The sequence below is a fragment of the Pseudarthrobacter sulfonivorans genome, assembly GCF_031454915.1.
Classification (GTDB): domain Bacteria; phylum Actinomycetota; class Actinomycetes; order Actinomycetales; family Micrococcaceae; genus Arthrobacter; species Arthrobacter sulfonivorans_C.
In genome coordinates this window covers 176,491-202,382 of sequence record NZ_JAVDRS010000008.1, presented here as the reverse complement: position 1 = coordinate 202,382, position 25,892 = coordinate 176,491, and the positions used below count along the sequence as shown (strand labels likewise).

Genomic DNA, 25,892 nt, shown 5'->3' with positions numbered 1-25,892 from the left:
TGGGTCCGATATTTACGACGACGTGCTGGTGGAGATCCGGTGAAGCCATTCGAGGAACAGCTTGAGTTCCGAGCTGGAGAGCTGGTCCGAGTGCGATGCCTGGAGTGCGGCATTCAAGGCGATCGCTGCCACCACCACCGAGGACTTCCCGGAGTCTTCCGGGGAGGCTCCCGCGGCCTGCTCCGTGGACACCGCGAAGATCATGGCGTCCCGGGTCATGATGGACAGTTCCAGGTTCCGTTCAGCGGCGGGCTCCGCGATCAGCATGAGCGTCACCCCCACGTTGGCGGCCAGGATGGACCTGGCAGCTTCCCGTGGCTGGACATTCAGCTGGCCCGCAGCCGCTGCTTTGGTCAGCATTTCCTCCAGCAGTGCCTCGGCATCGGCAACGATGGCGGGGCGGCTTTCCGGGCGGATATTGCCGAACATGACCAGGTAGAGTTCCGGCTGCTTGAGCCCGAACTGGACGTGGTTGTCCCACATCCGCCGGATGTCCTCCAAGGGCTGTCCGGACGGGGCGAAATCCCTCTCGCCCGCAACGTACTCCTCAAAACCTGCGGCGACGACGGCGTCGAAAAGACCTTCCTTGTCACCGAAGTGGTGGTACAGCGTGGGTGCCGTAACACCCGCCAGCTGCGTGATCTGGCGGGTGGAGACGGATGCCCCCGCGGATTTTGCCAGCAACTCTGCCGCTGCTTTGAGCAGTCGCATTTTGGGGGGAAGCTGGCCATCCAAACTCATAGCCGCTACCCTATCACCTATAGCATTGCTATATGAACTGAATCACATACAATTTTTTCAGGCACGTTACCGCCGTCGCACATAGTTGTCGCGGCGGCCCCGGCATGGCGCCGGGACCACCTAGGGCGGGCCTGGCTACCGGCAGAGAATGAGGACCTTCAGTGCAGACCTTCCCAGGAGTAGGCGTCAGCCCCGGCCGCATCATCGGAACCATCCGCCAGATGCCCAAACCGATCAGCGAACCCCCAGCAGGCGAGCAGCTGGCGGCGGGCACCTCCGCCGAAGAGGCCACCGCCGGTCTCAAGACAGCCTCACAGGCCGTCCACGACGAACTGAAGGCCCGGGCCGCGCACGCCACCGGAGACGGCAAAGCCGTCCTGGAAGCCACGGCGCTGATGGCCAAGGACACCATGCTGATCAAGGGCGCGGCCAAGCTCATTGCCCGCGGACTATCGAGCGAGCGCGCCATCTGGGAATCCGGTTCCTCCGTCTCCGAAATGCTGCATAACCTGGGCGGCTACATGGCCGAACGCGCCACCGACGTCCTGGATGTCCGTGCCCGTATCGTGGCTGAACTGCGCGGCGTCCCTGCGCCCGGCATCCCCACCTCGAGCACGCCGTTTGTGCTGGTGGCCGAGGACCTGGCTCCGGCCGACACCGCAACCCTGGATCCGAACAAGGTCCTGGCTCTGGTGACAGCGGGCGGCGGTCCGCAGTCCCACACGGCCATCATCGCCCGTTCGCTGGGCCTGCCGGCCGTCGTGGCTGCCGTGGGAGTGGACGAGCTGCCGGACGGCACGGAAGTCTATGTTGACGGCGCCGCGGGCGCCATCACCTCCGACCCCGACGATTCGCTGCGTGCCACAGCAGATGCCTGGGCGGCCACGGCGTCCCTTCTGGCGGAGTTCAGCGGCACGGGCACGACGGCGGACGGCCACCTGGTGCCGCTGCTCGCCAACGTAGGCGGCGGCAAGGACGCCGAGGCGGCGGCCAAGCTGGGTGCCCAGGGCGTGGGCCTGTTCCGCACTGAATTCTGCTTCCTGGAACGGGACTCCGAGCCCTCCGTGGAGGAACAGGCCGCGGCCTACAAGAGCGTATTTGATGCCTTCCCGGGAAAGAAGGTGGTTCTGCGCACGCTCGACGCTGGCGCCGATAAGCCGCTTCCGTTCCTGACCGACTCCACGGAGCCCAACCCGGCCCTGGGCGTCCGCGGTTACCGGACGGACTTCACCACGCCCGGCGTCCTGGACCGCCAGCTGGAAGCCATCGCTTTGGCCGAGGCGCAGTCCGAAGCGGACGTGTGGGTCATGGCTCCGATGATTTCGACCGCCGAAGAGGCGGCCCGGTTCGCCTCCATGTGCTCCGATGCCGGCATCAAAACGCCCGGCGTGATGGTGGAGGTTCCGTCCGCTGCCCTGACAGCCGAGGCCATCTTGCGCGAGGTGGGCTTCGCGAGCCTGGGCACCAACGACCTGACCCAGTACGCCATGGCCGCCGACCGCCAGCTGGGCCCGCTCGCCAACCTGAACACTCCGTGGCAGCCCGCGGTGCTCCGCCTGGTGGGGCTCACCGTGGAAGGCTCCCGGGCGGAAGGCAACAACAAGCCCGTGGGGGTCTGCGGTGAAGCCGCCGCGGACCCGGCCCTCGCCGTTGTACTCACCGGACTGGGAGTCACCACCCTGTCCATGACCGCCCGCTCCCTTGCCGCCGTGGCGGCCGTCCTGAAGACGGTCACCCTCGGTGAGGCCCAGCAGCTGGCCAAGCTGGCACTGTCCGCGCCCAGCGCTACCGAGGCCCGCGCCTGGGTACGCGAAAAGCTGCCCGTGCTCGAAGAGCTCGGGCTCTGAGCAGCCAACTCCGGCACCCGCGCCCTGCCAACCACCACGTACACCTACCAGGAGGAACCATGCCCGAACGCATCGCCACCATCGCCAGCCGCTCCGGCCTGCACGCACGCCCCGCCGCACTCTTCGCCGAGGCCGCCGGCGATGTGGGAGTGGACGTCACCATCGCCATGCAGGGCGACCCGGAGGATGAAGCGCTGGACGCTTCCAGCATCCTGTCCCTCATGACGCTCGGGGCCGCCAAGGGCGATGTGGTGGTGCTGAGGGCCGACGGTGACGGCGCCGACGCGGCGCTGGATTCGCTGGTTAAGCTCCTGGAAACGGACCTCGACGCCGAATAGGCGCACGACGCCGGCACTCACCCCAGTGGGTGGGTGCGGGTGGGTGACCATTCGCGCGGTGACGCGGGTTAGGCCGTTACGCCGAAGCCGTCCACTGCCCGGGCCCAACTGCTGATCGCGGCGGCAGCCGGCCCTGTGGCGGTGTGCTGGAAAACGTGGCCGTGGCCGGGGATCTCGGCTGCGCTGCCGTGGGGTGCACGGGCCGCGAGCCGGTGGCACCAATCGCGGCCGGCGATCGGGTCCTTGCCGCCGCGCAGCACCAGCAGTGGCTGGCCGATTCCGCTGATCCTGGCTTCCATCGGATACTGCATCATCACGGGCAGCTCGGTGAGGTACCAGCGCGGGCCCGCCCGAAAATAGTCCGAGAAGACCACGGCATTCGCGGACAGGCTTTCGCTGAACAAGGCATCGCGGGTTAACGCGAGCGCCTGCCGGGCAACAGACTTGTGGCGGGGGTCCACCACCGGTCCCATAAGCACAACACCGCCCACGAGTCCAGGCTCCTGCAGGGCAAGTTCAACGGCATGCTGGGTCCCCATGGAATGGCCGATCACCACACAGGACGTCACGCCCGCATCTGCGAGCGCAGTACGGACAAAAGCCGCGTATTCACCAACCGGTACCTGGCGCGGAGGCTTGGGCGCATCGCCGAACCCCGGGAGGTCAAAGGAGTAGACATCGGCCGCCAAAGAAAGCTCGTGGTGCAGCCGGGCGAGGTAGCGGTGGGAGACGCCGATCCCGTGCAGCAGGACATACGTCCGGCGCGGACCGTCGCCGGCGGGCGCCACGGAAGAGTAGAGCCTGCCCGTTAGGCCGCCGGATTTAATGTCCCTGCCACCATTGAGTTTCACCCGGCGAGCATACCGCCAGCGCCTGCTGGTGCCGGTTAGGCTGTTGGCATGGCACTGATAGCTCCCCGGATGACTGCCGGCCTGCCGGCCGAGGACGCAGGGAAACTGCGGCAGGCACTGGAAGGCGGCCACGACATTACTGTTTTTGTGGACGGCACGGTTCACCGGCTGACGCCTCAGGCGAGGGACGCCGTCGTCGATCTGCTCAGCCGGTTCGGCCGCGGCGAAGCGGTGACCGTCAGCAGCGTGGAGGAAATGCTCACCACCTCGCAGGCGGCCGAACTCGCCGGCATTTCCCACACGTACCTGCGCAACATGACCGATCGCGGCGAGATTCCGGTGGAATACCGTGGCACGCACCGCCGGATCAGGCTGGCGTCCATCATGGCCTGGCTGGACGAGCAGAAGAAGAGCGAGAAGGCTGCCGGGACCAGCTAGATCCGTGGTCGTGCCGCCCAGCGCCGCATTTTCAGCGCCGCGTGGAGTTCCAGCCGGGGCATGCCTTTAAGCGGGTCAACGCCCAGGAGCTGGCGGATCCGGCCCAGGCGGTTGTAGATGCTGCTGCGGTGCAGGTGGAGTTTGGTGGCCACGTCCTGGACCGAGCCGTCGTTGTCATAGATGAGCTCCAGCACCGGCAAGAGCTCGTTATTCCGGTCATGGTCCTCCAGCATGCGGACATACACGGACCCGGAGTCTGCCCAGGCGCCGGCTCCCCCGCCCGCCGATGCCAGCAGCTGGTAGACCCCGGTGGCACGGCAGTCCACCAGTTCGCCCAGCTGGGGATCCACCGCTGCTGCCTGCGCCGCCCACCGCGACTGCCGGTAGGCCTCGGCCAGCTCGCGCGGCTTCGCGAAACCCTCGCTGATGCCCAGGATGATCCGGTGCACCGGCCGGCCGGAACGCTTGGCCAGCTCCAGCTGGTAGTGGACCAGCACCTGGGCATGGTTGGCGCGGCCCACGGACTCACTGAAAAGCACCACCGAGTGGGTTTCCGTGCCCGCACTGAACAGCGCCATGTCCACGCCTATAGTGGCCTGCAGGGCGGCTGAGCGGTGGATCAGTGTCGAGGCGATGGGGTCAGGACCGCCGGCCCAGCCATCGGCGTCGAGCACTGTGACCATCTGCCACGGCCCCTTGCCCTGGATTTCCTTCCACCCGGAAACGGCTGCCACCGCGTTCGCCTCGCCGGAGCAGGCTGCCAGGAAGTCGCGTTCGCGGCTGCGCCTGAACTCGGACTCTGCGGTATTGGAGTCCAGCAGCATGCCCGAAAGCAGCTCGATTTCCTGGGTTACCGCCGGCAGCTGGGAGACGATCGCCGTCGGATTTTCCTCCGCCGATTCCTGCTGCACCCAGAGATAGCCCACCCGGAAACCCCGCACCATCAGGGGGACGCACACCCGGCCGAGCATTCCCAGCTCCGGATTGGCCGGGATCACCACCGGACGGACCGCGGTGGCGATGCCATGGGAAAGCTGCCAGGCACTGACGTCAGCAGGGACCCTCTTGCTCAACAGGAAGTTCACCCGGACGCGGTCGGCGTGGGACTGGTTGGAGCTGTAGGCGAGCAGCAGGCCGTCCAGGTCCTCCAGCGAGAGCCCGCGCCCGAGCTTCTGGGCCACTTGCTCCACCAGCTGTTCCACATCCTGCTGCATGGGCTAACACTACTGCTCAGCACGCTCTTCCGGCGAACGGACATGAGGCGACACCTGACGCTCTCAGGCTGAACATTTGTCGATTATGGAAAACGAAAAACCCCGGAATCACGGGGTGCAAGTGCGTTCCGGATCCCGGCTCGCTGTCAGATGGGTCACAGCCGGATTTATTCTGGAATCACAACCTTCCCCGCAATTTCGGACGTATCCGGTCCGAGAACATGGAGCCCCAAATGATCATCGGTGTCCCCAAAGAGATCAAGAACAACGAATTCCGCGTCGCCATCACGGCCGCCGGCGTTCACGAGTTCCGCAGCAACGGCCATGCCGTCCTGGTGGAACGCGGGGCAGGCCTCGGTTCAGGGATCACGGATGAGGAATACGCGATCGCCGGTGCGGAGATCGTGGCCGAGGCCGATGACGTGTGGGCCCGCGCGGACATGGTCATGAAGGTCAAGGAACCCATCAAGGCGGAGTACCACCGCTTCCGCAAGGGCCTGGTCCTCTTCACCTACCTCCACCTCGCCGCCGAGCCCGAACTCACGCAGGAGCTCATCAACTCCGGCGTCACCGCCATCGCCTACGAGACCGTGCAGGAAGGCCGGACCTTGCCGCTGCTGGCCCCGATGTCCGAGGTTGCCGGCCGGCTGTCCGTCCAGGTCGGCGCCACCTCCCTGATGGCACCCGCGGGCGGCAAGGGCGTCCTCCTGGGTGGCGTTCCCGGCGTCCGCCCGGCCAAGGTAGTTGTCCTTGGCGCCGGTGTTGCCGGCACCAACGCCGCGGCAATGGCCCTGGGCCTCGGCGCTGACGTGACCATCCTGGACATCAACATCAACCGCCTCCGCGAACTGGACGCCCAGTACGCCGGCCGACTCAAGACCGTAGCGTCGAACAAGTACGAGATCGAGAAGTCAGTGGTGGACGCGGACCTCGTGATCGGCTCCGTCCTGATCCCCGGCGCCAAGGCCCCCAAGCTGGTCACCAACGAACTCGTGGCGCGCATGAAGCCGGGCTCTGTGCTGGTGGACATTGCCGTGGACCAGGGCGGCTGCTTCGAGGACACGCACCCCACGACGCACCAGGAGCCCACGTACAAGGTGCACAACACCATCTTCTACTGCGTGGCCAACATGCCCGGCGCCGTCCCCAACACCTCCACCTACGCCCTGACCAACGTCACGCTGCGCTACGCCGTCGCCCTGGCCAACCTAGGTGTCCGGGCCGCCTTCGACCGCGATCCCGCCCTCGCCGCAGGCCTTAACATCGCCGGCGGCCACGTGGCACACCACTCTGTCTCCGAGGCCCACGACCTGCCCCTCGTCGCGGACTGGCACGAGCTCGTCTCGGCTTAGCTGCTTCCCCCATCGACTGCTCCTTAACCGCCCTTTTGGACCCCCAGAACGGCGGTTATGGAGCAGTCGATTGTCTTTAAGCCAGGTCGCGTGCCTGCTCAATAAGCTTCAGGGTCTCGACGGCGCCTGCAGGGTCCACCGGTACGGGCAGGGCGGAGGTGGTTCCGCCGTCGAGAATCTTGTCCCCAAGCAGCCGGTAGAACTCGGGGTAGGCGCCTCGTTCGGTGGGCAGCGCATCCAGGTGTCCGTCGCGGCCCAGCGTTCCGGCCCATTCCGATGCCTCAACGCCGTATTCAGCGTCCAGCGGGCTGCCGCCGGCAATGATGTAGGGTTCCTGCGGGTCGATCCCGTGCTTGGTGAAGGCGCCACTGGTTCCCAGGACACGGAAACGAGGGCCCTGCTGGGCGCAGAGCATGTTCATGGTCAGGTGGCTGATGACGCCCGACTCGTGCTGGAGGACCACAAACGCGTCGTCGTCGGCTTTCTCCTCGGGGCGCCGGATCCGCAGTTCAGAATGGATCACTGTGGCCGGTCCGAACAGCTGCAGGGCCTGGTCGATCAGGTGCGTGCCCAGGTCGTACAGCACACCGCCGCCGTCTGACGCCGTGGCACTCGCCTTCCACGCTTTGGAAATCTCCGGCGACCAGCGCTCGAAACTGGACTCGAAGCGTGTCACGTTGCCCAACACTTCGCCCGCCAACAGCTTTCGGACGGTCAGGAAATCCCCGTCCCAGCGACGGTTCTGAAAGACGGAGAGGACTCGGCCCAACTGCTCGGCCAGCGTGATCAGTTCCTGCCCCTCGGCGCTGCTGACGGCGAACGGCTTGTCCACCACAACATCCAGTCCGGCCTCCAGGGCAGCCTTCGCCAGCGGGTAATGGGTGGCCGGCGGGGTCCCCAGCACCACGAGGTCAAGGTCACCGGCGAGCTCCAGGACGGCACCGCCGTCGCGGACCGTTTTGACGCCCGGGTACCGCTGTGTCGCCGCAGCCTGCCGGCCGGCGTCGGACGTTGCGATGACGTCGAGCGAGTAGCGGCTATCAGCGGCAATGAGCGGCGCGTGGAAAACGCTGCCGGAGAGGCCGTAGCCGACGACGGCGGTCCGGATGGTGCGTACAGTCGAGGTCATAAGGAAAACCGTACCCGGACGTTCTCTCACTTAACGTATGTTTCAGCAGAATGCTCTTTCACGAGTAACGAGAGCATTCTGGAAAAACCCGCATTATGGGACAGAGCGTCCCGGGGCGGCGGCAGACGGCGACGGCCGGCACCTCCCGGACTCCTGGAGGGGCCGGCCTTCGCCGTGGTGAGTCAGTTCAGCTGGTGCCGTTCAGGCGGGGGCCGCTACTTCTTTTCCCAGCCGAGGGTGGTCCAGTCCGGAACCTGGGACAGGCTCTGGAACAGCGACGGGCCATAGTTGGCAAGGCCGGTGCGGACGAAGGAGATCTGCGGGCCGTTCATCACAACACCCATGGAGAAGTACTTCGCCATGTGCTCCTTTTCAATTTCCATGGCTGCCTTGTTGCGCTCCGCGTTGTCCTCAATGGAGGTCAGTTCGGCGATCTTCTTGTCCAGCTCGGCGTCGCCCAGACCGTTCTCATTGATCTTGGAGTCGTAGTACTGCTTGACGGCGGACGTGGCGTCCGGGCCCACAGTGTAGCCCGAGACGCTCAAGTCGAACTCGCGGCCACCGATGACCTTGCCGAAGTCGGCGGATGCACGCTGGTCGATGCCAACATCCATACCGCCGGCCTGGAGCTGCTTCTGCAGAGTCTGCGTAAAGGCCAGTGTGGTGGGATCGTCACCGAAGTTGCTGATCTTGAAGGCTGCCGGCTTGCCGTCCTTCTCCATGACGCCGGCGGCGTTTGCCGTGTAACCGGCGTCGGTCAGAATCTTCTTGGCGGCGTCCGGGCCGGTTTCCTTAACCGGGTAGTTGTCCTGGTAGTAGTCCGAGAACGGCAGGAGCATCATGGAGCCGGAGCTGGGCTCTTCCCAGTTCAGGCCGTTGAAGCGGACCTTGCGGAGCGCTTCGCGGTCCACTGCGGCGAAGATGGCTTCGCGGACGGCGACGTCGGCGATCCGCTGGGCGTTGATGTTCAAGCCGCCGGCGAAGAGGCGCTGGCCGCGGCGGACCTCGGAGTTATTGGTGCCCTCGAGCTGCTTGTACAGAGCGATGGTGTTCGCGGACATGGCATCGATCTCACCATTCTTGAACGCTGCGATCTGCGCGCTGGTTTCCAGCTGGCGGAAGACCACGCTTGCCAGGACCGGCTTGGCGCCCCACCATTTGTCGTTGGGAACCAGGGTTACGGTCTTGGCAGCGGTGTCGTACTGGTCCAGCTTGAACGGTCCGGCCATCCACTCGGGGTGCATCTCGCCGACGAAGCCCTCATTGAAGATTTTGGGGGTGTTCACGGCCGGGTGAATCAGGCCAAAGAAGAGGTCCTCCAGCGGGTACACGGGCTGGGTCATCTTGACGATGACTTCCTTGTCGCTGCTGCCGGCTTCGACGGACTCGACAAAGGCATAGGACCCGGAAGTGACAATGTCGTAGCCGGCGTCCGGGCTTTTCAGGATGTTCCAGGTGTTCTGGAAGGCTTTGATATCGATGGGCGTGCCGTCGTTGTATGTCGCCTTGTCGTTAACCTTGATGGTGACGGTCTGCTTGCCGTCAACCACTTCGCTCTTCACGGACTCGCAGAAGTCCGTGTTGGGGGTTGCCTTGCCCTCGAAGTCAACCTTCCAGCAGCCGCCGATGCCGCCGCCTGTGACCGCAACCGGGTTAATCGGCGCCATCAGCGCGGAGTTATCCGAGCTGTTGCCGTTGTTGGAGAATCCGTTGAAGTCCGGCCCGATGCTGCCCAGCGGCAAGGTAACCTTGCCGCCCTGCTCAAGATCCGCGGCCGGCTTCTCATGGATGCTGATGAGCTTGGACAGATCGCTGCCCGCTCCCTGCCCCTGGGCCGTTTCCGGTCCGGTGGGGGTGCCCCCACCGCCGCAGGCTGTCAGCGTCAAAGCTGCGGCAATGGCCGCGGCTCCGCCGATCTTGGTCAGATTCGTCATTGTTTTCCCTTCATAGGTGCGGGTGGTGCTTGTGATGGGTATGTAAAACCTAGGGTGCATGGGGGTCCGCCGTTTCATGGACCACCAGCATGTCCTCGTCCAGTTCACCGTCCGGGAAGAAGCAGGCGAACTGCTGGTCCAGGGACGCCGGGGGGCCGGCTTCGAGGGCCTGCACCGCCGGGGATTGCCGGACAGCTTCGAGTGGCGGCTCCAGGGTGAGGCAGCGCTCCTGCTTGACTGCAGGAAGGGCAGCGAACACGGGGCAGCGGGTAGCAAAGTTGCAGCCCTTGGGCGCATCCAGCGGCGAAGGCAGGTCGCCTTTCAGGATGATCCGCTCCCGGGTCCGCTCGAACTGCGGATCCGGAACGGGGATGGCGGACAGCAGGGCGCGCGTGTACGGGTGGCGCGGGTTGTCAAAGACCCGGTCCACCTCACCGATTTCCACGATCTTGCCGAGGTACATCACGGCCACCCTGTTGGAGATGTGCCGGACCACGGAAAGATCATGTGCCACCATCAGGTAGCTGAGGCCCAGTTCGGCGCGGAGCTTGTCCAGGAGGTTGATGACGCCGGCCTGGACGGACACGTCCAGCGCGGACACCGGTTCGTCCAGGACTACAAGCTTCGGGTTCACGGCCAGCGCCCTGGCAATGCCGACGCGCTGCCGCTGGCCGCCGGAGAACTGGTTGGGGAAACGGTTGACGTGGTCGGGCTGCAGACCCACGAGCTTCATCAGCTCCATGATGCGCTTCTTGATGGCCCGCTTGTCCATGCCGGCGTTCTGGAGCGGTTCGGCCAGCACCTCATACACCGTGAAACGCGGGTCCAGGGCTCCGGTGGGATCCTGGAAAACCATCTGCATTTCCCTGCGCATGGCCCCCTTCGTCTTGGCATCGGCGGCCTGCTTGTTGCTGATCCCGCCGATGATCACCTCGCCGTCCTGGTCCTTATGGAACTCCATGATTTCCAGGAGGGTGGTGGTTTTACCGGAACCGGACTCCCCCACGATGGAGAAGCACTCGCCTTCGCGGATGTCGAAGCTCAGGCCATCCACCGCTTTAACAGTGCCGATGCGCCGCTTGAGCAGGGCGCCCTTGGTCAGCGGGAAATGCTTGCGGACGTCCTTGAGTTCCAGCACCGTTGAGCGTTCCCCGCGCGGGATAGCGTCAAACCGGGACACGGACACCGGCGGCGCCGAGAAGATCTCGAGGACGTCCACATCCGCACCGAGCTCACCGGATCTGATGCAGGCGGCGTGGTGCCCGGCGCTTCCCTCGGCCGCCAGCAGCGGCGGCTCGCCGTCGAGGCAGGCCTCGATCGCCAGCGGGCACCGCGGGGCGAAGGAGCAGCCGGTGGGAGTATGCAACAGATTCGGCGGGATACCGTCGATCGGGACCAGCGAGGACTTCTCCGCAACGTCCACACGGGGCACCGCGCCCAGCAGGCCCATTGTGTAGGGCATGCGGGGGTTGTAGTAGATGTCGTCCACGGTGCCGGTTTCCACCGGTTTTCCGGCGTACATCACCATGATGTCGTCAGCGATGCCCGCCACCACGCCCAGATCGTGCGTGATCATGACGACGGCGGCACCCGTCTCCTCCTGTGCGGTATGCAGCACCTCAAGCACCTGGGCCTGGATGGTGACGTCCAGGGCCGTCGTCGGCTCATCCGCAATCAGCACGCGCGGGTTGTTGGCGATGGCGATGGCGATCATGACGCGTTGGCGCATGCCGCCGGAGAACTCGTGCGGGAAGGCCTTGAGCCTGTTCTTCGGGCTGGGGATGCCCACCATCGCCAGAAGTTCGACGGCGCGGGCTTCCTTCGCCAGTTTGCTCATGCCGGGGTTGTGGATGGTAAGGGCTTCGGTAATCTGGGTCCCCACCGTGTACACCGGGGTGAGCGATGACAGCGGGTCCTGGAACACCATGGCGATGTCGTTGCCCCGATAGGCGCACATGGCCTTGTCGCTGAGGCCCAGCAGTTCCTTGCCTTTGAGCCGCACCGAGCCGGAGACCTCCGCCGTGGCCGGCAGCAGCCCCATGATGGCCAGCGACGTTACCGACTTGCCGGACCCCGACTCCCCCACGATGCCCAGTGTCTTGCCGGGCAGGAGGTCAAAGTCGACTCCACGCACGGCGTGCACTGACCCGTTCTCGGAATTGAAGCTGACATTCAGGTCCCGGACAGACAGCACTGCGTCCGACGGCGAGTGCAGGCCCGCCACGTGGAGCCGTTCCGCTGTTGCAGGGGCCTGGTCAGCCGGCTCGATAAACGTTCCGTTGCTCATTTGCCCTTCCTCAGTCCGCTGTCCTTTTTAGCCCGGCCAACCGAACTGGAGCTGGGGTCGAAGGCGTCCCGCAGGCCGTCATTCATCATGGCCAGGGACCCTGTCAGCAGGAACATCACGGTCAGGGGAACCCAGAACATCCAGGGGAAAGTCTGGACCTGCGAGGTGGCTCCGCCGATCAGCACACCCAGGCTCACATCGGGAAGCTTGATGCCGATGCCGATGAAGGAGAAGGCCACCTCCGCCAGGATGGCGCCGGTGACGCCGCGCGTAATGTCCAGGACAAGCAGCGACCCGATGTTGGGCACCAGGTGCCGCCACACGATCCTGCTTGGCGGAACGCCCATGTATTGGGCTGCCTTGACGAAGTCCCGCTGCATCAGCGACATGGACAGGGAGCGGATCAGCCTGGCGGTGCCCATCCAGCTGAACACCAGGAGCACGATAATCAGCAGGAGCCAGCTGGGGAGGTTCTTCTTCAGGGCGTCCCCGCCGCCGCTCGTGGCTACCGCCACCACCAGCAGGGCAGGCATCATGATGAGCGCCTCGAGGACAAAGAGCATTACCTTGTCCACTTTCCCGCCGAAATAGGCCATGGCGCAGCCGTACACGGCGGCAATCAGGACAGACACCAGGCCCACAATCAGGCCGATCAGAATCGAAATGCGCGTACCTTCAACGGTCAAGGCGTAGAGATCGATGCCCGCCTGCGACGTGCCGAGATAGTGGTCGCCGGAGGGAGGCATCCCGATGTTGAAGGGGTCGATGGTTTCTTTGTCCCAGGAGGTGAAAAAGCCGCCGACGAACGAGAAGAGGGTCAACGCCAGGAAGATCGCCATCCCCGCGACGGCAGTTCTGTTGCGCATGAAGCGTCGGAAAATGATGGCGGATTTGGCCAGCACCACATCTGCGCCCTCCAGGTGCGCGTCCTGGGCGACAGCTGCCGGATCGACGGCATTGAGGTTGGTCATGGCTACTGCACCCGCACTCTCGGGTCAACAAGCGTGGTTGCGAAGTCGGCGAGGATGGCGCCGATGGCGAAGATGACCGAGCCGTACGCCAGGGTTGCCGTTGCGGCATTCACGTCCTGCAGCGCGATCGCGTCGATGCTCCAGGAACCGACGCCAGGCCAGGCGAAGATCTTCTCCGCGAAGAAGCCGCCCGCGAAAATGGCCGGGATGGTGAAGGCGATGCTCTGGGCAACGGGGATGAAGGACACCCGGAGAGCGTGCCGGGAGATGGCCTGGTTTCGGGTCAGGCCCTTGGCGCGGGCCGTGCGGACAAAGTCAGCGTTGACGTTGTCCAACAAATACTGCCGCTGGGCGATCTGGTACGAGCCCCAGCCCACCAGGGTGATGGCGATGGTGGGCACCGCGTAGTGCGCCAGCATGTCCACGAACTGGGCCCATCCCGGCGCCATACCGGGTGTGGAAATACCCGTCACGAAGAAGATGCGTTCCCCGACAGTCTCGTTGATGTTGATGGCACCCAGCTGCACCAGGAAGTACGCAATGGGTGCGGGCACGATGTACGCGAGGTAGCTGTAGGAGGTGATGACCCGGTCCTGGAACTTGTACTGGCGGGCCGCCGAGTACACGCCGAGGGCAACGCCGATCACCAGCGTGAGGATGATGGCGCCGAGGAAGAGCCGGGTGGAGATCCAGACGCGGTCGCCGAACTCAGCGTTGATGAAAGCGCCGTTGGGGCTGCGGCCCCAATCCCAGCGGGTCACGATCCCGGTCAGCCACTGGACGTAGCGCTCCCACGGACTGAGGTCCGGGTCCAGTCCCTTCAGGCGCATGGAACTGGCAACCTGCTCGGGCGTCGGGCGCGGAATCCGCTCCTGTTCCAGGAGCGCGGGTTTGAGCGAACTGACCGCCAGGAAGTACCCGGCCGAAGTGGTCAGGAAGATCATAAAAACATAGGTGATGCCGCGTTTGGCGAGGTACCGGAGCATGTGGCGTCTATTCCAGGATCGGGGCCGCCTGGACTGCGGAAGAAAGCCCCAAGGGATCGCCTTGGGCTGTCAATGGACTGCTTGCAGTGATTACATCCATGTTCCAGATCCTTCCGATTTCCGGCAACCTACGGGTCTCGCGGCTGCCAGGCGTCTACCAGCGCGTCGCCGGTCTCCCGCGACCGTCACAGCATGCCCGGATAGTGGACTATGTTGCGGGTCACATTCCAGAGGAAACTACCACATAGAACGGGCCGGAAAGCCCGCCAGCGAGCGGAAACGCCCGTACCGTATCAGATCGTTATGAATAATTCAGTAAAATTGATTTGACTGGACGATTGACCGGATTTTCGCGTAGCCTACGGCCTGCCAATAACCCGTGTGACAAGTTCGCGCCACGTGGCCGTCAGCCGCTCGGGTGCCACACCCCGAATACGCACAGCGTGCAGCAGCCGCTCCGGGTCAAGGGTTGCCGTCAGCGCCATGGCCATCAGGCCGGGGTCCGCATCCATGCCCCCGGCCCGCAGCAGGAGCTCGACATGGCGTTGCGACAGCAAGGCCGCGGGTACCTCGTGGCGGTCCTGGTCTGTGCTCTCCGCGGCGCGCACCAGGTCCCCGTGTTCGAGGACATAGGCGATCCGCGCCGCACCAAAAGCGACTAGCCGCTCCAAAGCCGTAGCCCCCGGCCCCAAGGGCGGCGCACCGAACATAAAGCCGGCCTGGAAGGCGGCCTCTGAGTCGCTCAGCAGCGTCATCATGAGCCCGGTCCGGCTCCCGAACCGGCGGAAGACGGTTCCCTTGCCTACCCCGGCCCGCTCGGCCAGCCCGTCCATGGTGAGGGCTTCCACGCCACATTCAGCAATCAGTTCCCGAGCCGCGGTCAGAAGCCGTTCCCGGTTCCGCGCCGCGTCCCTGCGCTCGGCAGCGGGGCCTGGGTGCGGCCCGGGCAGCAGTGGGATGTAGCTCACACTCCATATTCTAGCTGCTGGGAATATTAACCGGACCATGGTCCGTTTATCCCTCAGAGGCAGCAATGCCCCCTTCCACCGGCCAGCGGTCCCCGCCGCAGCCCGACCACAGGAGTCAGTATGTCAAAGAACACCGTCCTTACCCTTGTTGGCAGCCTCCGCGCTGGATCCACCAATCAGCAGCTCGCCGAGGCCATCCAGCTGAACGCTCCCGAGCAGGTTGACGTGGTCATCCACGAAAGCCTGGGCAACATCCCGTTCTACAACGAAGACATTGACGTTGAGGGGCAGATCCCCGCTGCGGCCGCCGCCCTCCGCGCCGCCGCCAACGAAGCCGACACCCTCCTCCTGGTCACCCCGGAGCACAACGGTACGGTCCCGGCTTCGCTGAAGAACGCCATCGACTGGCTGTCCCGCCCCTTCGGCGCCGGCGCCCTCGCAGGCAAGCCCACCGCCGTCGTCGGTACCGCCTTTGGCCAGTTCGGCGGCGTATGGGCACAAGACGAGGCCCGCAAGGCCGTCGGCATCGCCGGCGCCCAAGTCCTGGAGGACGTCAAGCTGGCCGTTCCGGGTTCAATGGTCCGCTTCGCCGAGCTGCACCCGAAGGACGACGCCGAGGTCGTGGAGCAGATCAAGGGCGTCTTCGACGCCCTCACTGCAGCACAGCCCGCGGCTTAAGGCCGCCGCGGGCAGAATCCCGCGATCACGCCAGCTGAATGCCCCGGCCACCAGAGAGGTGCCCGGGGCATCAGTCTGTCCGGGCATTTTGTTACCGCACCGTGAGCGCGCGGGGCGTCACCGGGAGCGGGCGTGACCAACTCTTGCCCCAACCGGTACCGCGCGGGCATTTTCAGGGCCCCGGCATCGCCGTACCGTTAATGCACGAGAAGCACACGGAGATTGGAACGCGGTGCGGGCATGGCAGGCATCTGGAGGTCCGGGGGACTCTTGGCGACGGCGACGGCGGCGGCGCTGACGCTTCCGCTGTGGCTCGGTTCCTGCTCTCCCGGGTCCGTTCCTTCCGCCGGCAGCGGCACCCCCGCGGGGGCCACTGCCGTTGAACCCACGGAACCCGGCACCGTTCCGGCCCCGGCTCCCCGGCCGCAGGCTCCTCCCCCGCCCCTGACCGCGCCGGTTGAAGCTGCCGCGCCACCCGCCCAACAGTCGCCCACCCCTCCGGTCTCCGCGGGAACACCGGAGACCGGCGGCACTGCCCCAGTGCCCGGTGCGGGGTCCGTGCCCGGCACGATCCCCTCTGCGGCGCCCCGCCCGTCCCCTACACCCGAGGCCTCGGCGCCGCCGCCGGCCCGGCCATCCACCGGATCCCCCAGCCAGGATCCCGGGGCCAGGCTGGTCACGGCATACTATGTGCTGCTTGACGACGGCGGAGCCGGAGGTGTGCGCTTTGGCTGCAATGACAGCCTGGCCAGCGTCCGCCGCTCCGTGGCCGGATCCGCCGAACCGTTGCCCGCCGCCATGAACGCCCTGCTGGACGGATCCGCAAAGCCTGCTCCCGGGCTGTACAACGCCCTGGCGGCCTCAACGCTGACGTTCCTGTCCGGTAGCTTCGACGGCACCACCGTCACCGTCTATCTGTCCGGGACACTCCGCCCGGGCGGAGTGTGCGATATCCCCCGGATCGAGGCCCAACTCACGCAGACCGCCGTCGCGTCCGTCGGCGCCATCCGCGCCGAGATCTATGTCAATGGTGCGGGCCTGACCGAAGCGCTGAGCCTCAAGTAACGCCCTAGGCAGTTCAGTCCCCGCCTCAGTTCTCGAAAAGCGCGTCCATTTCAGCATGGCTCCGCGCGCCGGCCAGTTCGGACCAGTTGCCGTCGCCGAGGATCTCTTCGGCCACCCTGAAGACCGTCGCATAAGCCGCCTTGGCAGCGTTGCCGCCAATGCTGATCCGCCGCACACCGGCGTCGTGCAGTTCCCCCACCGACGGCGCTCCCACCCCCGCGAGCGCGTTCAGTGGTGCGGGCAGGCGGCGGGCGAGCTCATGCAGGACATGGAGATCTGTCACGCCCGGCACAAAGATGCCGCTGGCCCCTGCCGCCAAGTACGCCTCGGCACGGCGGACCGTCTCCTCAAAGGCATCCTCCCCATACGTGCCGGACAGGTAGGTGTCCGTGCGCGCGTTGATAAAAAGGTCGACGCCGGCCGTTGCGGCGGTCTCCCGGATCACCGCCAAGCGGCGGCATTGTTCCTCGACATTGGTGAGCTCCCCGCCGTCGGCGTCCTCAAAGTTGACCCCTACCGCGCCGGCGTCCAGCACCGCACGGATGGTGTCCCCGAGGAGGGAGTGATGGTAGTTTTCACCCCCGCCGGCATAACCGGTCTCGATGTCAGCCGTCACGGGAAGGCTGGTGGCTGCAACAATCCTCGTGAGCGCGTCCAAGGCCAGTCCACGGGGCAGGCGGTTACCGTCCGGATAGCCCAGGCTCCAGGAAATCGCGGAACTGGATGTGGCGATCGCAGTGGCTCCAGCTTCCTCAACAAGCTTCGCCGACGCCGCATCCCACGCATTGACCAGGAGGAGCGGTGCACGGCCGGGCTGATGGAGGGCGTGGAACCCGGCTGCGCCTGCGGCGGAATTTGTCATTGGTCCATTCCAGCCCCTCATGGCCCGCCCGTAAAGGGAGTTTCCCATTCTGCTCATTTGAACAACAGGTGTTGCCTTATTAGCAACTGACGGCTGTATCCTGAGGATGTGACCCACGAAACACTTGACGCTGCAGCAGCGCCGCCGCTCCCAGCCGAAGCCATTGACGCCATCGAGCGCGCGGCCACGTCCGCCCACCGCTCGGCCCATCCGCACGAGGCGCTGTTTTCGGAGCGCGCAGCCAACATCAAACAATCCGCTGTCCGGGACGTATTCGACATCTCCCTTCGTCCGGGGCTGGTGTCCCTCGCCGGCGGCAGCCCCTACCTGCAGTCACTTCCACTGGAGCGGCTGGCAGCGACGGCAGCCGGCATTATTGCCACCGACGGGCTGACCGCGCTGCAGTACGGCGGCGGCCAAGGCACGGAGGAACTCCGCACCCAGATCTGCGAGGTCATGGCGGCCGAAGGAATTCTGGACGCCCTGCCGCAAAACGTGGTGATCACAGCCGGCTCCCAGTCGGCCCAGGACGTGGCCACCAAGGTCTTCTGCAACCCGGGAGACGTGGTGCTGGTTGAAAATCCCACGTACGTGGGGGCCCTCAACACATTCGAGTCCTACCAGGTGGAGGTAGCCACCGTGGAGATGGACCAGGACGGCCTGGTGCCCGAGCTGTTGGAGGCCAGGATCGCAGCACTCCAGACCGCCGGGAAAAGCATCAAGTTCCTCTACACCATCCCCAACTTCAACAACCCATCAGGGATCACCCTGGCCAGTGAGCGCCGGCAGAAGATCGTCGATATATGCCGCAATGCGAATATTCTGGTTCTGGAGGATAACCCCTACGGCCTGCTGCGCTACACCGGCGAGCCCTTGGAGCCGCTGCGTGCGGCCAACCCCGCCGATGTCATCTATCTGGGTTCCTTCTCCAAGATTTTCGCCCCTGGCCTGCGCATCGGCTGGGCACTGGTCCCGGAGCATCTCCAGCGGCGCTATTACCTGGCGTCGGAGTCCGTCACGCTGTGCCCGCCCACGTTGAACCAGATGCTGGTGTCCGCCTACCTCCGCGACTACGACTGGAAGGGCCAGGTCGAAACCTACCGCGGCCTGTACACCGAACGGTGCGCGGCGATGCTCACCGCACTGGACGAACACATGCCGGCTGGTACCAGCTGGACCAGCCCCGAGGGCGGCTTTTTCGTGTGGGTCACGCTGCCGGAGGGCGTGGATACATACCCCCTGCTCCAAAAGGCCATCGACGCCGGCGTCGTCTTTATCCCGGGCGCTGCATTCACGCCGTCGGATGAGCCCTCCAACAGGCTGCGGCTGGCGTTCAGCGCCGTTCCGCCTGCCGCCATTGAGGAAGGCGTTCGCCGGTTGGCCGGAGTACTGCGGGAATCCCTCGCTGCGTTGTAACGTTGGCGGGACTGAGAATGGCCAATTTCATATCGAACAAGGAGTGCCAAGCATGAGCGGAATTATTGTTGTGGGCGTTGACGGCAGCGGGACGGCCAAGAAGGCCGCCGAATCGGCCCGGGATCTCGCCGCAGCCGTTGGCGCGTCGCTGCACGTGGTCTCTGCCTTCGACAGCGACCGCACCGAGATCTTCGGCTCCGGCAGCGACCAGTGGATCGTTTCCGACGCCGACGGCGCCGAGCACGTTGCCAAGACCGTTGCCGATTCCCTCGCCGGTTCCATCAAGGTCACCTACTCGGCGGCCCGCGGCAAGCCGGCCGACGCACTAATCAGCGAAGCCGAGCGCCTTGGCGCCCAGATGATCGTGGTGGGCAACCGGCGGATGCGCGGCATTGGCCGGGTGCTGGGCAGCGTAGCCAACAGCGTGGCCCACAACGCTAACTGCGACGTCTACATCGCCAACACCTACGACGCCGACTGACTGATCACCGGACACCATGCACCCGGCGCCGGGTGCATGGTGTCCGTTCTCACCCCCAATAAGGCCAGATTCTGCAGTGCCCAGGCGATAAAATGGAGGTGCCCCCAACGGAGCGGTCAATCACTCTCCACTTCAGCCAAAGGGGCCCCCTTGCTTACTCTCCAGCGCCGCCAACTTGTCGGCCACGACATCCTCCTTGCCCGCCATGGCAACCACATCTGCTCCATGCGGGTGGATCACAGCAACGGCCGGGTCATCGCGCTCCTGGATGACGGCTCCGTGGACAGCGCCCCCAACCTCATTGCTCCGGGTCTCCGCCTGCCGGACACCATCCAGAGCGTCCTGCGCGAGGACTGGAAGTTCTTCTCCGCCATCTCCTCCGCCGCCATCATCTTCGGCGGCCTGCTGTTCGGAACATGCGCGGCCCTGGCCGGAACGCAGGCCGGAAGTCCAGAAATGGTCGAGATGCTGACGGCCTACTCGGCCTACGCCTACTGATAACAGCCTGGTGCTGGCAGTGACCGGTTTGAAGGTCTCATGCTCCGACGCAGTTCTGCGCTGCTCGCTGTCTGGCGGCTAGAGGAGCCAGCCGCGCAGGAGCCACCACAGGCCGGCCATCACCAGCGTGCCGAACAGCGAGCCGGCGACTACCTGGGCCCGTGTGTGTGCGCGAAGCACCACGCGGGACCAGCCGACGGCGGGGATCAGCATGAGAAGGGGCAGCCAGGCCGGTCCTAGCATCAGGACGGTAATCGTGGCCGCCGACGACACGGCGGCCGCGTGCCCGCTGATCTTCCAGAACGGGCTGACAACGGCCAGCACCACGATGCCGGCGACGATGGCCAGCACCATGAGCACAACACTCCGCGGCGCCCCTAGCGCCTCCAGCACCACCAGCCCTGCGATGACAGACGCCAGCGCCATAAGCAGCACCGGCGCACGCTGATGGCGGTTGCTGACATGGTGATCCGTCACCTTGCCCAGCCTCACGAGGCCGAGCAGCACGAACAGTGGCAGCACACAGACAAAAAGGGCAGCCAGCGCCCCATACACAATGGTCCCCGGGAAGCCCGCCTCTATCACGGGGCTGATGAGCAACTGCAGCGTCACCACCACAGGAGGCTGGAAAACCTCGGTCAGCCATTTGGCGGTCCGGTTCCTGGCGCGGAGCCCGTCGGGGCTCGCCGCCGTGGTGGTCCTAGTCAAGAAGAAGCGCCGGCTCCTCCAGGATCGCCGCGACGTCGGCCATAAACCGGGCGGACAGGTCACCGTCAACCACCCTGTGGTCGAAGGAACCGCCGAGCGTGGTGATCCAGCGGGGGATGACTTCGCCGTCCAGGACCCAGGGCTTCTGCTTGATGGTTCCGAAGGCCACGATGGCCACTTCGCCCGGGTTGATGATGGGTGTTCCAGTATCGATCCCCAGTGCACCGATGTTGGTGATGGTCAGTGTTCCGCCCTGCATCTCCGCCGGCTGGGTTTTACCCGCGCGGGCGGTGGTTGCCAGGTTGTTCAGCGCCAGCGCCAGCTCTTTGAGGGAGAGATCCTGCGCGTCCTTGATGTTCGGAACCATCAGCCCGCGCGGGGTGGCTGCGGCAATGCCCAGGTTCATGTAGTGCTTGACCTGGATTTCGGCGGCATCGGTCCCGCCCACGTTGTCCACCCACGTGGCGTTGACACTGGGGTTCCGGGCTGCGGCCCAGATGACGGCCTTGGCCAGGATCAGCAGCGGCGAAACCCTGACCCCCTCAAAATCGCGTGACGCCTTCAGCCGCTTGACGAATTCCATGGTGCGGCTGGCGTCAACGTCGACAAAGATGCTCACGTGCGGCGCCGAGAAAGCCGATTCCACCATGGCTTTGGCAGTCGCCTTGCGGACACCCTTGACAGGAATCCGCTCGATCCGCTGGTCCTGCGGCTTGCCGGCGGTGCCCCAGAAACCGTCGGCTTTGTCATGTTCGGCGTCACGCTGGGCCTGGTAGCTGACCAGATCCTCACGCGTGACTTCACCGCGGAAGCCGGTGGCCACCACGTCGGCGAGGTCGATGCCCAGGTCCCGGGCGATTTTGCGGACGGGCGGCTTGGCCAGGACGCGGTTCACCAGTCCCGTGATGGTTCCACCGAGGGTTGGCCGGTTGTCGACGGCTTCGGTGACTGAGCCTGTCGAAATCTTTGGCATGGCGGTTCCTGCCGCAGTCTCCTGCCGCTTTGCGGAGACTTCAGCCAGGGTGTGCGGCTGCACAGGCTCGACTTCCGGGGCGTTGCGCGACACGGAAGCGGAGGGCGCCGGACGAGTGGCTGGCGCCGCCTTCCGGGGACGGCGCTTGACGGCATCTGCCTTCGGACCCGATCCCACCAGCGGACCGCCGGCCGGGGCACCGCCTGAAGTGTCGCCGTCGTCCGCGGGAAGCTTGCCGTACAAAGGCTGGACCGGAGTGGCGGGTGCCGGGACATCGGCGGGAGTCGGATCGCCGGAGACGGCATCCGAGACGCTGATAATGGCAGTGCCGACGTCGATGGTCACACCTTCAGGGACCAGCAGTTCGGTGACGGTGCCGGCGAAAGGGGACGGCAGCTCAACGAGCGATTTTGCGGTCTCGATTTCGCACAGGACGTCGTTGACGGCGACTGAATCGCCCGGCTTGACCTTCCAGGCGACGATTTCCGCCTCGGTGAGGCCTTCGCCCACGTCGGGCAGGTTGAACTTGTTCAGAGCCATGGTGTCCTCTTTTGCGACGAGTTTTGCGGCGGGCGCAGCGGGGCGGGGCGCCTAATAGGCCAAGGCGCGGTCCAGCGCCTCAAGGATGCGGTCGATGCCGGGAAGGTAGTCTTCCTCGACCTTGGCCACGGGGTACGGCATGTGGAAGCCGCCAACACGGATCACGGGAGCTTCCAGTGAGAGGAACGCGCGTTCGCTGATCCGGGCTGCGATCTCGCCGCCGATACCGCCGAACGTCGGCGCCTCATGGGCCACCACAAGGCGGCCGGTTTTCTTGGCCGAAGCGGTGACCGTGTCGAAGTCGATCGGGGAGATGGAGCGCAGGTCGATGACTTCGATGCTGCGGCCGTCCTCGGCAGCGGCGTCGGCCGCGGCAAGGGCCACCGGCACGAGCGGTCCGTAGGCCACCACCGTGGCATCCGTCCCTTCGCGCAACACGTGTGCCTTGAACGGATCGGCCGATGCTCCGGGAGATTCGGTGTCGACCTCGCCCTTGAGCCAGTAGCGGCGCTTCGGTTCGAAGAAGATCACGGGATCCTGGCACTCAACCGCCTGGCGGATCATCCAGTAGGCGTCATGGGCGTTCGACGGCGTGATGATTCGCAGGCCGGGGGTGTGGGCGAACAGTGCCTCCGGTGATTCCGAGTGGTGTTCGATCGAGCCGATTCCGCCGCCATACGGGATGCGGATGACTACGGGAACGGTCAGGTTGCCGTTGCTGCGGGCGTGCATCTTGGCGAGTTGCGTGGTGATCTGGTTGAAGCCGGGGAAGACAAAGCCGTCGAACTGGATCTCGCAGATGGGCAGGTAGCCGCGCAGGGCCAGGCCGATGGCCGTGCCGATGATGCCGGACTCTGCGAGGGGGGTGTCCACCACCCGGTCTTCGCCGAACTCCGCGAGGAGGCCGTCGGTGACGCGGTAGACGCCGCCCAGGGCGCCAATGTCCTCGCCCATCAGCAGGGAACGGGGGTTGTTACCCAGGGTTGAACGCAGGCCCTCGTTAATGGCCTTGGCTATGGTCATGGTGGTCATCAGCGGGCCGCTCCTGTCGCTGCGTCATCATTATCCGCGCTGTCAGGTTCCGCTTCCTCAACGAACCCCGCGCTGTACTCCTCGAACCAGGCCAGTTCCTCGGCCACCAGGGGGTGGGCCTCGACATACGTATTGGCGAAGGCAGTCCGGATGTCCGGGGTTTCGAGGTCGTGGGTGGTCTTGCGGACGTAGGCGGCCAGTTCGTCGCCGTCGGCCTTGACCTTCTCGAAGAAGGCCTCGTCCGCCAGGCCCTGGGCACGGAGGTACTTTTCCAGGCGGTCGAGCGGATCTTTGGCCCGCCAGAGTGTTTCTTCGGATGATTCCCGGTACTTTGTGGGGTCATCGGCCGTGGTGTGTGCGCCGACCCGGTAGGTGAAGGCCTCGATCAGCACGGGCCCGTTGCCCTCGCGGGCGTGTTCCAGGGCCCACTCGGTCACGGCGTGGACGGCGATTACATCGTTGCCGTCCACACGGATACCTGGGAAGCCATAGCCTTTGGCACGGTTGGACAGCGGTATGCGCGTCTGCACGGAACTGGGCACGGAGATGGCCCAGTGGTTGTTCTGGCAGAAGAACACCACCGGCGCGTTGTAGGAGGAGGCGAACACCATGGATTCGTGGACGTCGCCTTCGGAGCTGGCGCCGTCACCGAAGTAAACCATGACTGCGGCCTTCGGCTCGGCCGGGCGGTCAGCTGCTCCGGCAGTGGCCGCGGCAGCGAGCTTCTGGTCCCGCTGGATGCCCATCGCATAGCCGACGGCGTGCGGGGTCTGCGCGGCAAGGACCAGGGTATAGAGGTGGAAATTTGTGTCCTTGGGGTTCCAGCCGCCGTTGGAGACGCCGCGGAACTGGCGCAGGAGTTCGGCGAGGTCCACGTTGCGGGTCAGCGCCACACCGTGTTCACGGTAGGTGGGGAAGATGTAGTCCTGCGGCTGGCTGGCCCGGCCGGAGCCGATCTGCGCGCCTTCCTGGCCCGTGAGCGGGACCCACAGCGCGAGCTGGCCCTGGCGCTGGAGTGCGGTTGCCTCCACGTCGAACCGGCGGATCTTCGCCATGTCGGCGTAGAAGCCGCGGAGCTTCTCGGCGTCCAGCCGATCCGCGTACGCCGAGAAGACCGGGTCTGTGCCCAGTGTCCCGTCGGGTGCAAGCAACTGCACCATGGGTTCGGCCGGGCCGCCCAGCCTGGCCTCAGCCTCGGCCTCGAGCTGGTCGTCTACCGCTGTTCCGTCGAACTCGGTGGAGGGCAGATGTGTGGCGCCCATACCGTCTCCTTGCTTGCTGCACGCGGATGCGTTGCAATGTCGCTGGGATATATGCCGCTTGAGGAATGCATTCCGCTGCTGGCATATATATTGGCTTACTGGTCCTTACTTTATCTTCAGTAGGTGCCGCCTCTGGCGCATGTTAAGCGCTAGGAACGCCGCGGCGGCTTTGTATAGTTCGCACAGAGCTGGAGGAACCGGCTGTTGGCTTCCGGTTCACCGATGCTGACGCGGACTCCCTCGCCGCCAAATGCCCGCACCGAAAGCGCCTGCTCCCCTGCCATTTCGGCGAATTCCGCGCTGTTTTCGCCAAGATCCAGCCAGACAAAGTTGCCCTGGGCCTCGGGTACAAACCAGCCGAGCTCGCGCAGCCCGGAGGCTACCCGGGTACGTTCGTCCACGATGCTTTGTACCCTTTCTACAACCTGCGGGTAATGCTGCAGCGAAACAATCGCGGCCTGTTCGGCGATCTGTGACACGGCGAAAGGTGTGGCTGCCACCCGCAGGTACTGGGTCAGCCCGGGGTTTGAGACGCTGTAGCCCACCCGCAGGCCTGCGAGTCCGTGGGCCTTGGAGAACGTCCGGAGCACCACCACGTTGGGGTATTTGCGGTACATGGCAATGCCGTCCACAGCGTCCTCAGCGCGAACGAACTCCTGATAGGCCTCGTCGATGACCACTACCACGTCCGACGGGACGGCCTGGATGAACCGCTCCGTCTCCGCGGTGGTGAGGACGGGGCCGGTGGGGTTGTTCGGCGTGCAGAGCAGGACGACCTTTGTGCGGACCGTGACGGCTGCAGCCATCGCCTCCAGGTCGTGGCGGCCTTCTGGCGTGAGCGGGATCCGGACGCTTTCCGCGCCAACCAGGCCCACGCTGATGGGGTATGCCTCGAACGAACGCCACGCATAGATCACTTCGTCGGCTTTGCCGTCGTCGTTCTGGCCGGCAAAAGTGGACAGGAGCTGGTTGAGGGCGCCGAGGCTTCCTGCGCCGGTGACAATGTCCTCCGCCGGGACGTCCAGGAATTCGGCGAGCGCCACACGCAGCTTGCTGCTGAGCGGGTCCGGGTAACGGTTGAAGTCCGTCTGGCCGGCGATGGCGTCCAGCACGGCCGGGAGCGGTGGCAGGGGGTTCTCGTTGGAGGAAAGTTTGTAGCTCGCCAGCCCGTCCACGGTAGCCGGGGGCTTTCCTGCGGCATAGCGGGGAAGCCTGCCAACCACGGGGCGTGGCCGGATTTCCCCAGACAGGATTTCTGATGACGTCATGCAAACTAGCCTACTTTCTCCCGGGCAGGGCGGGAGCGGGCTGATACCCCCGG

At 65.3% G+C, this 25,892-nt stretch carries 25 protein-coding genes; 9 read left to right on the top strand and 16 right to left on the bottom strand.

Translation table 11 applies throughout. From position 1 onward, the window contains the following. Positions 1–12 precede the first annotated feature (12 nt). Positions 13–741, bottom strand: coding sequence for a TetR/AcrR family transcriptional regulator (locus J2808_RS17525; protein WP_309819155.1), 729 nt, complete (start codon positions 739–741; stop codon positions 13–15). Positions 742–902: 161 nt separating this feature from the next. Between J2808_RS17525 and ptsP the strand changes: the two genes are divergently transcribed. Further along, positions 903–2,588 (top strand): phosphoenolpyruvate--protein phosphotransferase, encoded by a 1,686-nt coding sequence (gene ptsP, locus J2808_RS17520; RefSeq protein WP_309819153.1) that lies wholly within the window; start codon positions 903–905, stop codon positions 2,586–2,588. A gap of 59 nt (positions 2,589–2,647) precedes the next feature. Beyond that, the gene (locus J2808_RS17515) at positions 2,648–2,926 is read left to right on the top strand and encodes an HPr family phosphocarrier protein (RefSeq protein WP_309819152.1); all 279 of its coding nucleotides are present in this window, start codon (positions 2,648–2,650) and stop codon (positions 2,924–2,926) included. Positions 2,927–2,994: 68 nt separating this feature from the next. Here J2808_RS17515 and J2808_RS17510 read toward each other — a convergent pair whose 3' ends face one another. Beyond that, a complete protein-coding gene (locus J2808_RS17510) occupies positions 2,995–3,777 on the bottom strand; it encodes an alpha/beta fold hydrolase (RefSeq protein ID WP_309819150.1) in 783 nt (260 codons plus the stop codon). A 48-nt stretch (positions 3,778–3,825) separates the two neighbouring features. Here J2808_RS17510 and J2808_RS17505 point away from each other — a divergent pair, with 48 nt between their 5' ends. Next, positions 3,826–4,215: a helix-turn-helix domain-containing protein gene (locus tag J2808_RS17505; protein WP_309819148.1), complete on the top strand. Its 390-nt coding sequence runs from the start codon at positions 3,826–3,828 to the stop codon at positions 4,213–4,215. Here the strand turns inward: J2808_RS17505 and J2808_RS17500 are convergent. Beyond that, positions 4,212–5,429: a PucR family transcriptional regulator gene (locus tag J2808_RS17500; protein WP_309819145.1), complete on the bottom strand. Its 1,218-nt coding sequence runs from the start codon at positions 5,427–5,429 to the stop codon at positions 4,212–4,214. The two genes, J2808_RS17505 and J2808_RS17500, sit on opposite strands and share 4 nt — an antisense overlap. A 233-nt stretch (positions 5,430–5,662) precedes the next feature. On the opposite strand from J2808_RS17500, the gene ald reads away from it, so the two are divergent. Then, the gene (gene ald / locus J2808_RS17495; RefSeq protein WP_309819143.1) at positions 5,663–6,781 is read left to right on the top strand and encodes an alanine dehydrogenase; all 1,119 of its coding nucleotides are present in this window, start codon (positions 5,663–5,665) and stop codon (positions 6,779–6,781) included. Positions 6,782–6,857: 76 nt separating this feature from the next. On the opposite strand, the gene J2808_RS17490 is transcribed toward ald, so the two are convergent. The 6 genes from J2808_RS17490 to J2808_RS17465 form a co-directional block, all read right to left on the bottom strand. Continuing rightward, positions 6,858–7,910: a Gfo/Idh/MocA family protein gene (locus tag J2808_RS17490; RefSeq protein ID WP_309819141.1), complete on the bottom strand. Its 1,053-nt coding sequence runs from the start codon at positions 7,908–7,910 to the stop codon at positions 6,858–6,860. 215 nt (positions 7,911–8,125) lie between these two features. Further along, positions 8,126–9,844 carry an ABC transporter family substrate-binding protein gene (locus tag J2808_RS17485; protein WP_309819139.1) on the bottom strand — a complete coding sequence of 573 codons (1,719 nt, stop codon included), beginning with the start codon at positions 9,842–9,844 and terminating at the stop codon, positions 8,126–8,128. Between the two features lie 49 nt (positions 9,845–9,893). Beyond that, a complete protein-coding gene (locus J2808_RS17480; RefSeq protein WP_309819137.1) occupies positions 9,894–12,131 on the bottom strand; it encodes an ABC transporter ATP-binding protein in 2,238 nt (745 codons plus the stop codon). Further along, positions 12,128–13,102, bottom strand: coding sequence for an ABC transporter permease (locus J2808_RS17475; RefSeq protein WP_309819135.1), 975 nt, complete (start codon positions 13,100–13,102; stop codon positions 12,128–12,130). Before J2808_RS17475 ends, J2808_RS17480 begins: the two co-directional genes overlap by 4 nt. A gap of 2 nt (positions 13,103–13,104) precedes the next feature. Next, positions 13,105–14,088 (bottom strand): ABC transporter permease, encoded by a 984-nt coding sequence (locus tag J2808_RS17470; RefSeq protein ID WP_309819133.1) that lies wholly within the window; start codon positions 14,086–14,088, stop codon positions 13,105–13,107. Between the two features lie 359 nt (positions 14,089–14,447). Continuing rightward, the gene (locus J2808_RS17465; protein ID WP_309819131.1) at positions 14,448–15,056 is read right to left on the bottom strand and encodes a TetR/AcrR family transcriptional regulator; all 609 of its coding nucleotides are present in this window, start codon (positions 15,054–15,056) and stop codon (positions 14,448–14,450) included. Between the two features lie 120 nt (positions 15,057–15,176). Between J2808_RS17465 and J2808_RS17460 the strand changes: the two genes are divergently transcribed. After that, entirely contained in the window at positions 15,177–15,734 is a 558-nt protein-coding gene (locus J2808_RS17460) for an NAD(P)H-dependent oxidoreductase (protein WP_309819129.1), read from the top strand. Between the two features lie 197 nt (positions 15,735–15,931). Here the strand turns inward: J2808_RS17460 and J2808_RS17455 are convergent, their stop codons facing one another. Continuing rightward, complete coding sequence (locus tag J2808_RS17455; protein ID WP_309819127.1) at positions 15,932–16,414, bottom strand: hypothetical protein; 483 nt, start codon at positions 16,412–16,414, stop codon at positions 15,932–15,934. A 10-nt stretch (positions 16,415–16,424) separates the two neighbouring features. On the opposite strand from J2808_RS17455, the gene J2808_RS17450 reads away from it, so the two are divergent. Beyond that, positions 16,425–16,799 (top strand): GerMN domain-containing protein, encoded by a 375-nt coding sequence (locus J2808_RS17450; RefSeq protein WP_309819125.1) that lies wholly within the window; start codon positions 16,425–16,427, stop codon positions 16,797–16,799. Between the two features lie 25 nt (positions 16,800–16,824). Here J2808_RS17450 and J2808_RS17445 read toward each other — a convergent pair whose 3' ends face one another. Beyond that, on the bottom strand, positions 16,825–17,661 hold the full coding sequence (locus J2808_RS17445; protein ID WP_309819123.1) for an isocitrate lyase/PEP mutase family protein: 837 nt from the start codon (positions 17,659–17,661) through the stop codon (positions 16,825–16,827). Between the two features lie 108 nt (positions 17,662–17,769). Between J2808_RS17445 and J2808_RS17440 the strand changes: the two genes are divergently transcribed. The 3 genes from J2808_RS17440 to J2808_RS17430 all read left to right on the top strand — a co-directional run bounded on the left by J2808_RS17440 (position 17,770) and on the right by J2808_RS17430 (position 20,056). Further along, positions 17,770–19,077, top strand: coding sequence for an aminotransferase-like domain-containing protein (locus tag J2808_RS17440; protein ID WP_309819121.1), 1,308 nt, complete (start codon positions 17,770–17,772; stop codon positions 19,075–19,077). 52 nt (positions 19,078–19,129) lie between these two features. Continuing rightward, complete coding sequence (locus J2808_RS17435) at positions 19,130–19,558, top strand: universal stress protein (protein ID WP_309819119.1); 429 nt, start codon at positions 19,130–19,132, stop codon at positions 19,556–19,558. Positions 19,559–19,708: 150 nt separating this feature from the next. Continuing rightward, positions 19,709–20,056 carry a hypothetical protein gene (locus J2808_RS17430; protein WP_309819116.1) on the top strand — a complete coding sequence of 116 codons (348 nt, stop codon included), beginning with the start codon at positions 19,709–19,711 and terminating at the stop codon, positions 20,054–20,056. A gap of 78 nt (positions 20,057–20,134) precedes the next feature. Here the strand turns inward: J2808_RS17430 and J2808_RS17425 are convergent, their stop codons facing one another. The 5 genes from J2808_RS17425 to J2808_RS17405 all read right to left on the bottom strand — a co-directional run bounded on the left by J2808_RS17425 (position 20,135) and on the right by J2808_RS17405 (position 25,839). Further along, on the bottom strand, positions 20,135–20,764 hold the full coding sequence (locus J2808_RS17425; RefSeq protein ID WP_309819114.1) for a phosphatase PAP2 family protein: 630 nt from the start codon (positions 20,762–20,764) through the stop codon (positions 20,135–20,137). After that, positions 20,757–22,277 (bottom strand): 2-oxo acid dehydrogenase subunit E2, encoded by a 1,521-nt coding sequence (locus J2808_RS17420; RefSeq protein ID WP_309819113.1) that lies wholly within the window; start codon positions 22,275–22,277, stop codon positions 20,757–20,759. Before J2808_RS17420 ends, J2808_RS17425 begins: the two co-directional genes overlap by 8 nt. Before the next feature lie 51 nt (positions 22,278–22,328). After that, positions 22,329–23,309 (bottom strand): alpha-ketoacid dehydrogenase subunit beta, encoded by a 981-nt coding sequence (locus tag J2808_RS17415; RefSeq protein WP_309819111.1) that lies wholly within the window; start codon positions 23,307–23,309, stop codon positions 22,329–22,331. Next, positions 23,309–24,571 (bottom strand): thiamine pyrophosphate-dependent dehydrogenase E1 component subunit alpha, encoded by a 1,263-nt coding sequence (locus J2808_RS17410; protein ID WP_309819109.1) that lies wholly within the window; start codon positions 24,569–24,571, stop codon positions 23,309–23,311. The genes J2808_RS17415 and J2808_RS17410 overlap by 1 nt, the downstream gene beginning before the upstream one ends. A 149-nt stretch (positions 24,572–24,720) precedes the next feature. Continuing rightward, the gene (locus J2808_RS17405) at positions 24,721–25,839 is read right to left on the bottom strand and encodes a histidinol-phosphate transaminase (RefSeq protein ID WP_309819107.1); all 1,119 of its coding nucleotides are present in this window, start codon (positions 25,837–25,839) and stop codon (positions 24,721–24,723) included. Positions 25,840–25,892 lie beyond the last annotated feature (53 nt).

Coding starts and splice junctions, on each gene's coding strand:
- J2808_RS17525 (WP_309819155.1), bottom strand. CDS start 741: ATGAGTTTGGATGGCCAGCTTCCCCCCAAAATGCGACTGCTCAAAGCA.
- J2808_RS17515 (WP_309819152.1), top strand. CDS start 2,648: ATGCCCGAACGCATCGCCACCATCGCCAGCCGCTCCGGCCTGCACGCA.
- J2808_RS17505 (WP_309819148.1), top strand. CDS start 3,826: ATGGCACTGATAGCTCCCCGGATGACTGCCGGCCTGCCGGCCGAGGAC.
- J2808_RS17500 (WP_309819145.1), bottom strand. CDS start 5,429: ATGCAGCAGGATGTGGAACAGCTGGTGGAGCAAGTGGCCCAGAAGCTC.
- ald (WP_309819143.1), top strand. CDS start 5,663: ATGATCATCGGTGTCCCCAAAGAGATCAAGAACAACGAATTCCGCGTC.
- J2808_RS17490 (WP_309819141.1), bottom strand. CDS start 7,910: ATGACCTCGACTGTACGCACCATCCGGACCGCCGTCGTCGGCTACGGC.
- J2808_RS17485 (WP_309819139.1), bottom strand. CDS start 9,844: ATGACGAATCTGACCAAGATCGGCGGAGCCGCGGCCATTGCCGCAGCT.
- J2808_RS17480 (WP_309819137.1), bottom strand. CDS start 12,131: ATGAGCAACGGAACGTTTATCGAGCCGGCTGACCAGGCCCCTGCAACA.
- J2808_RS17475 (WP_309819135.1), bottom strand. CDS start 13,102: ATGACCAACCTCAATGCCGTCGATCCGGCAGCTGTCGCCCAGGACGCG.
- J2808_RS17470 (WP_309819133.1), bottom strand. CDS start 14,088: ATGCTCCGGTACCTCGCCAAACGCGGCATCACCTATGTTTTTATGATC.
- J2808_RS17460 (WP_309819129.1), top strand. CDS start 15,177: ATGTCAAAGAACACCGTCCTTACCCTTGTTGGCAGCCTCCGCGCTGGA.
- J2808_RS17445 (WP_309819123.1), bottom strand. CDS start 17,661: ATGACAAATTCCGCCGCAGGCGCAGCCGGGTTCCACGCCCTCCATCAG.
- J2808_RS17435 (WP_309819119.1), top strand. CDS start 19,130: ATGAGCGGAATTATTGTTGTGGGCGTTGACGGCAGCGGGACGGCCAAG.
- J2808_RS17420 (WP_309819113.1), bottom strand. CDS start 22,277: ATGGCTCTGAACAAGTTCAACCTGCCCGACGTGGGCGAAGGCCTCACC.
- J2808_RS17415 (WP_309819111.1), bottom strand. CDS start 23,309: ATGACCACCATGACCATAGCCAAGGCCATTAACGAGGGCCTGCGTTCA.
- J2808_RS17410 (WP_309819109.1), bottom strand. CDS start 24,571: ATGGGCGCCACACATCTGCCCTCCACCGAGTTCGACGGAACAGCGGTA.
- J2808_RS17405 (WP_309819107.1), bottom strand. CDS start 25,839: ATGACGTCATCAGAAATCCTGTCTGGGGAAATCCGGCCACGCCCCGTG.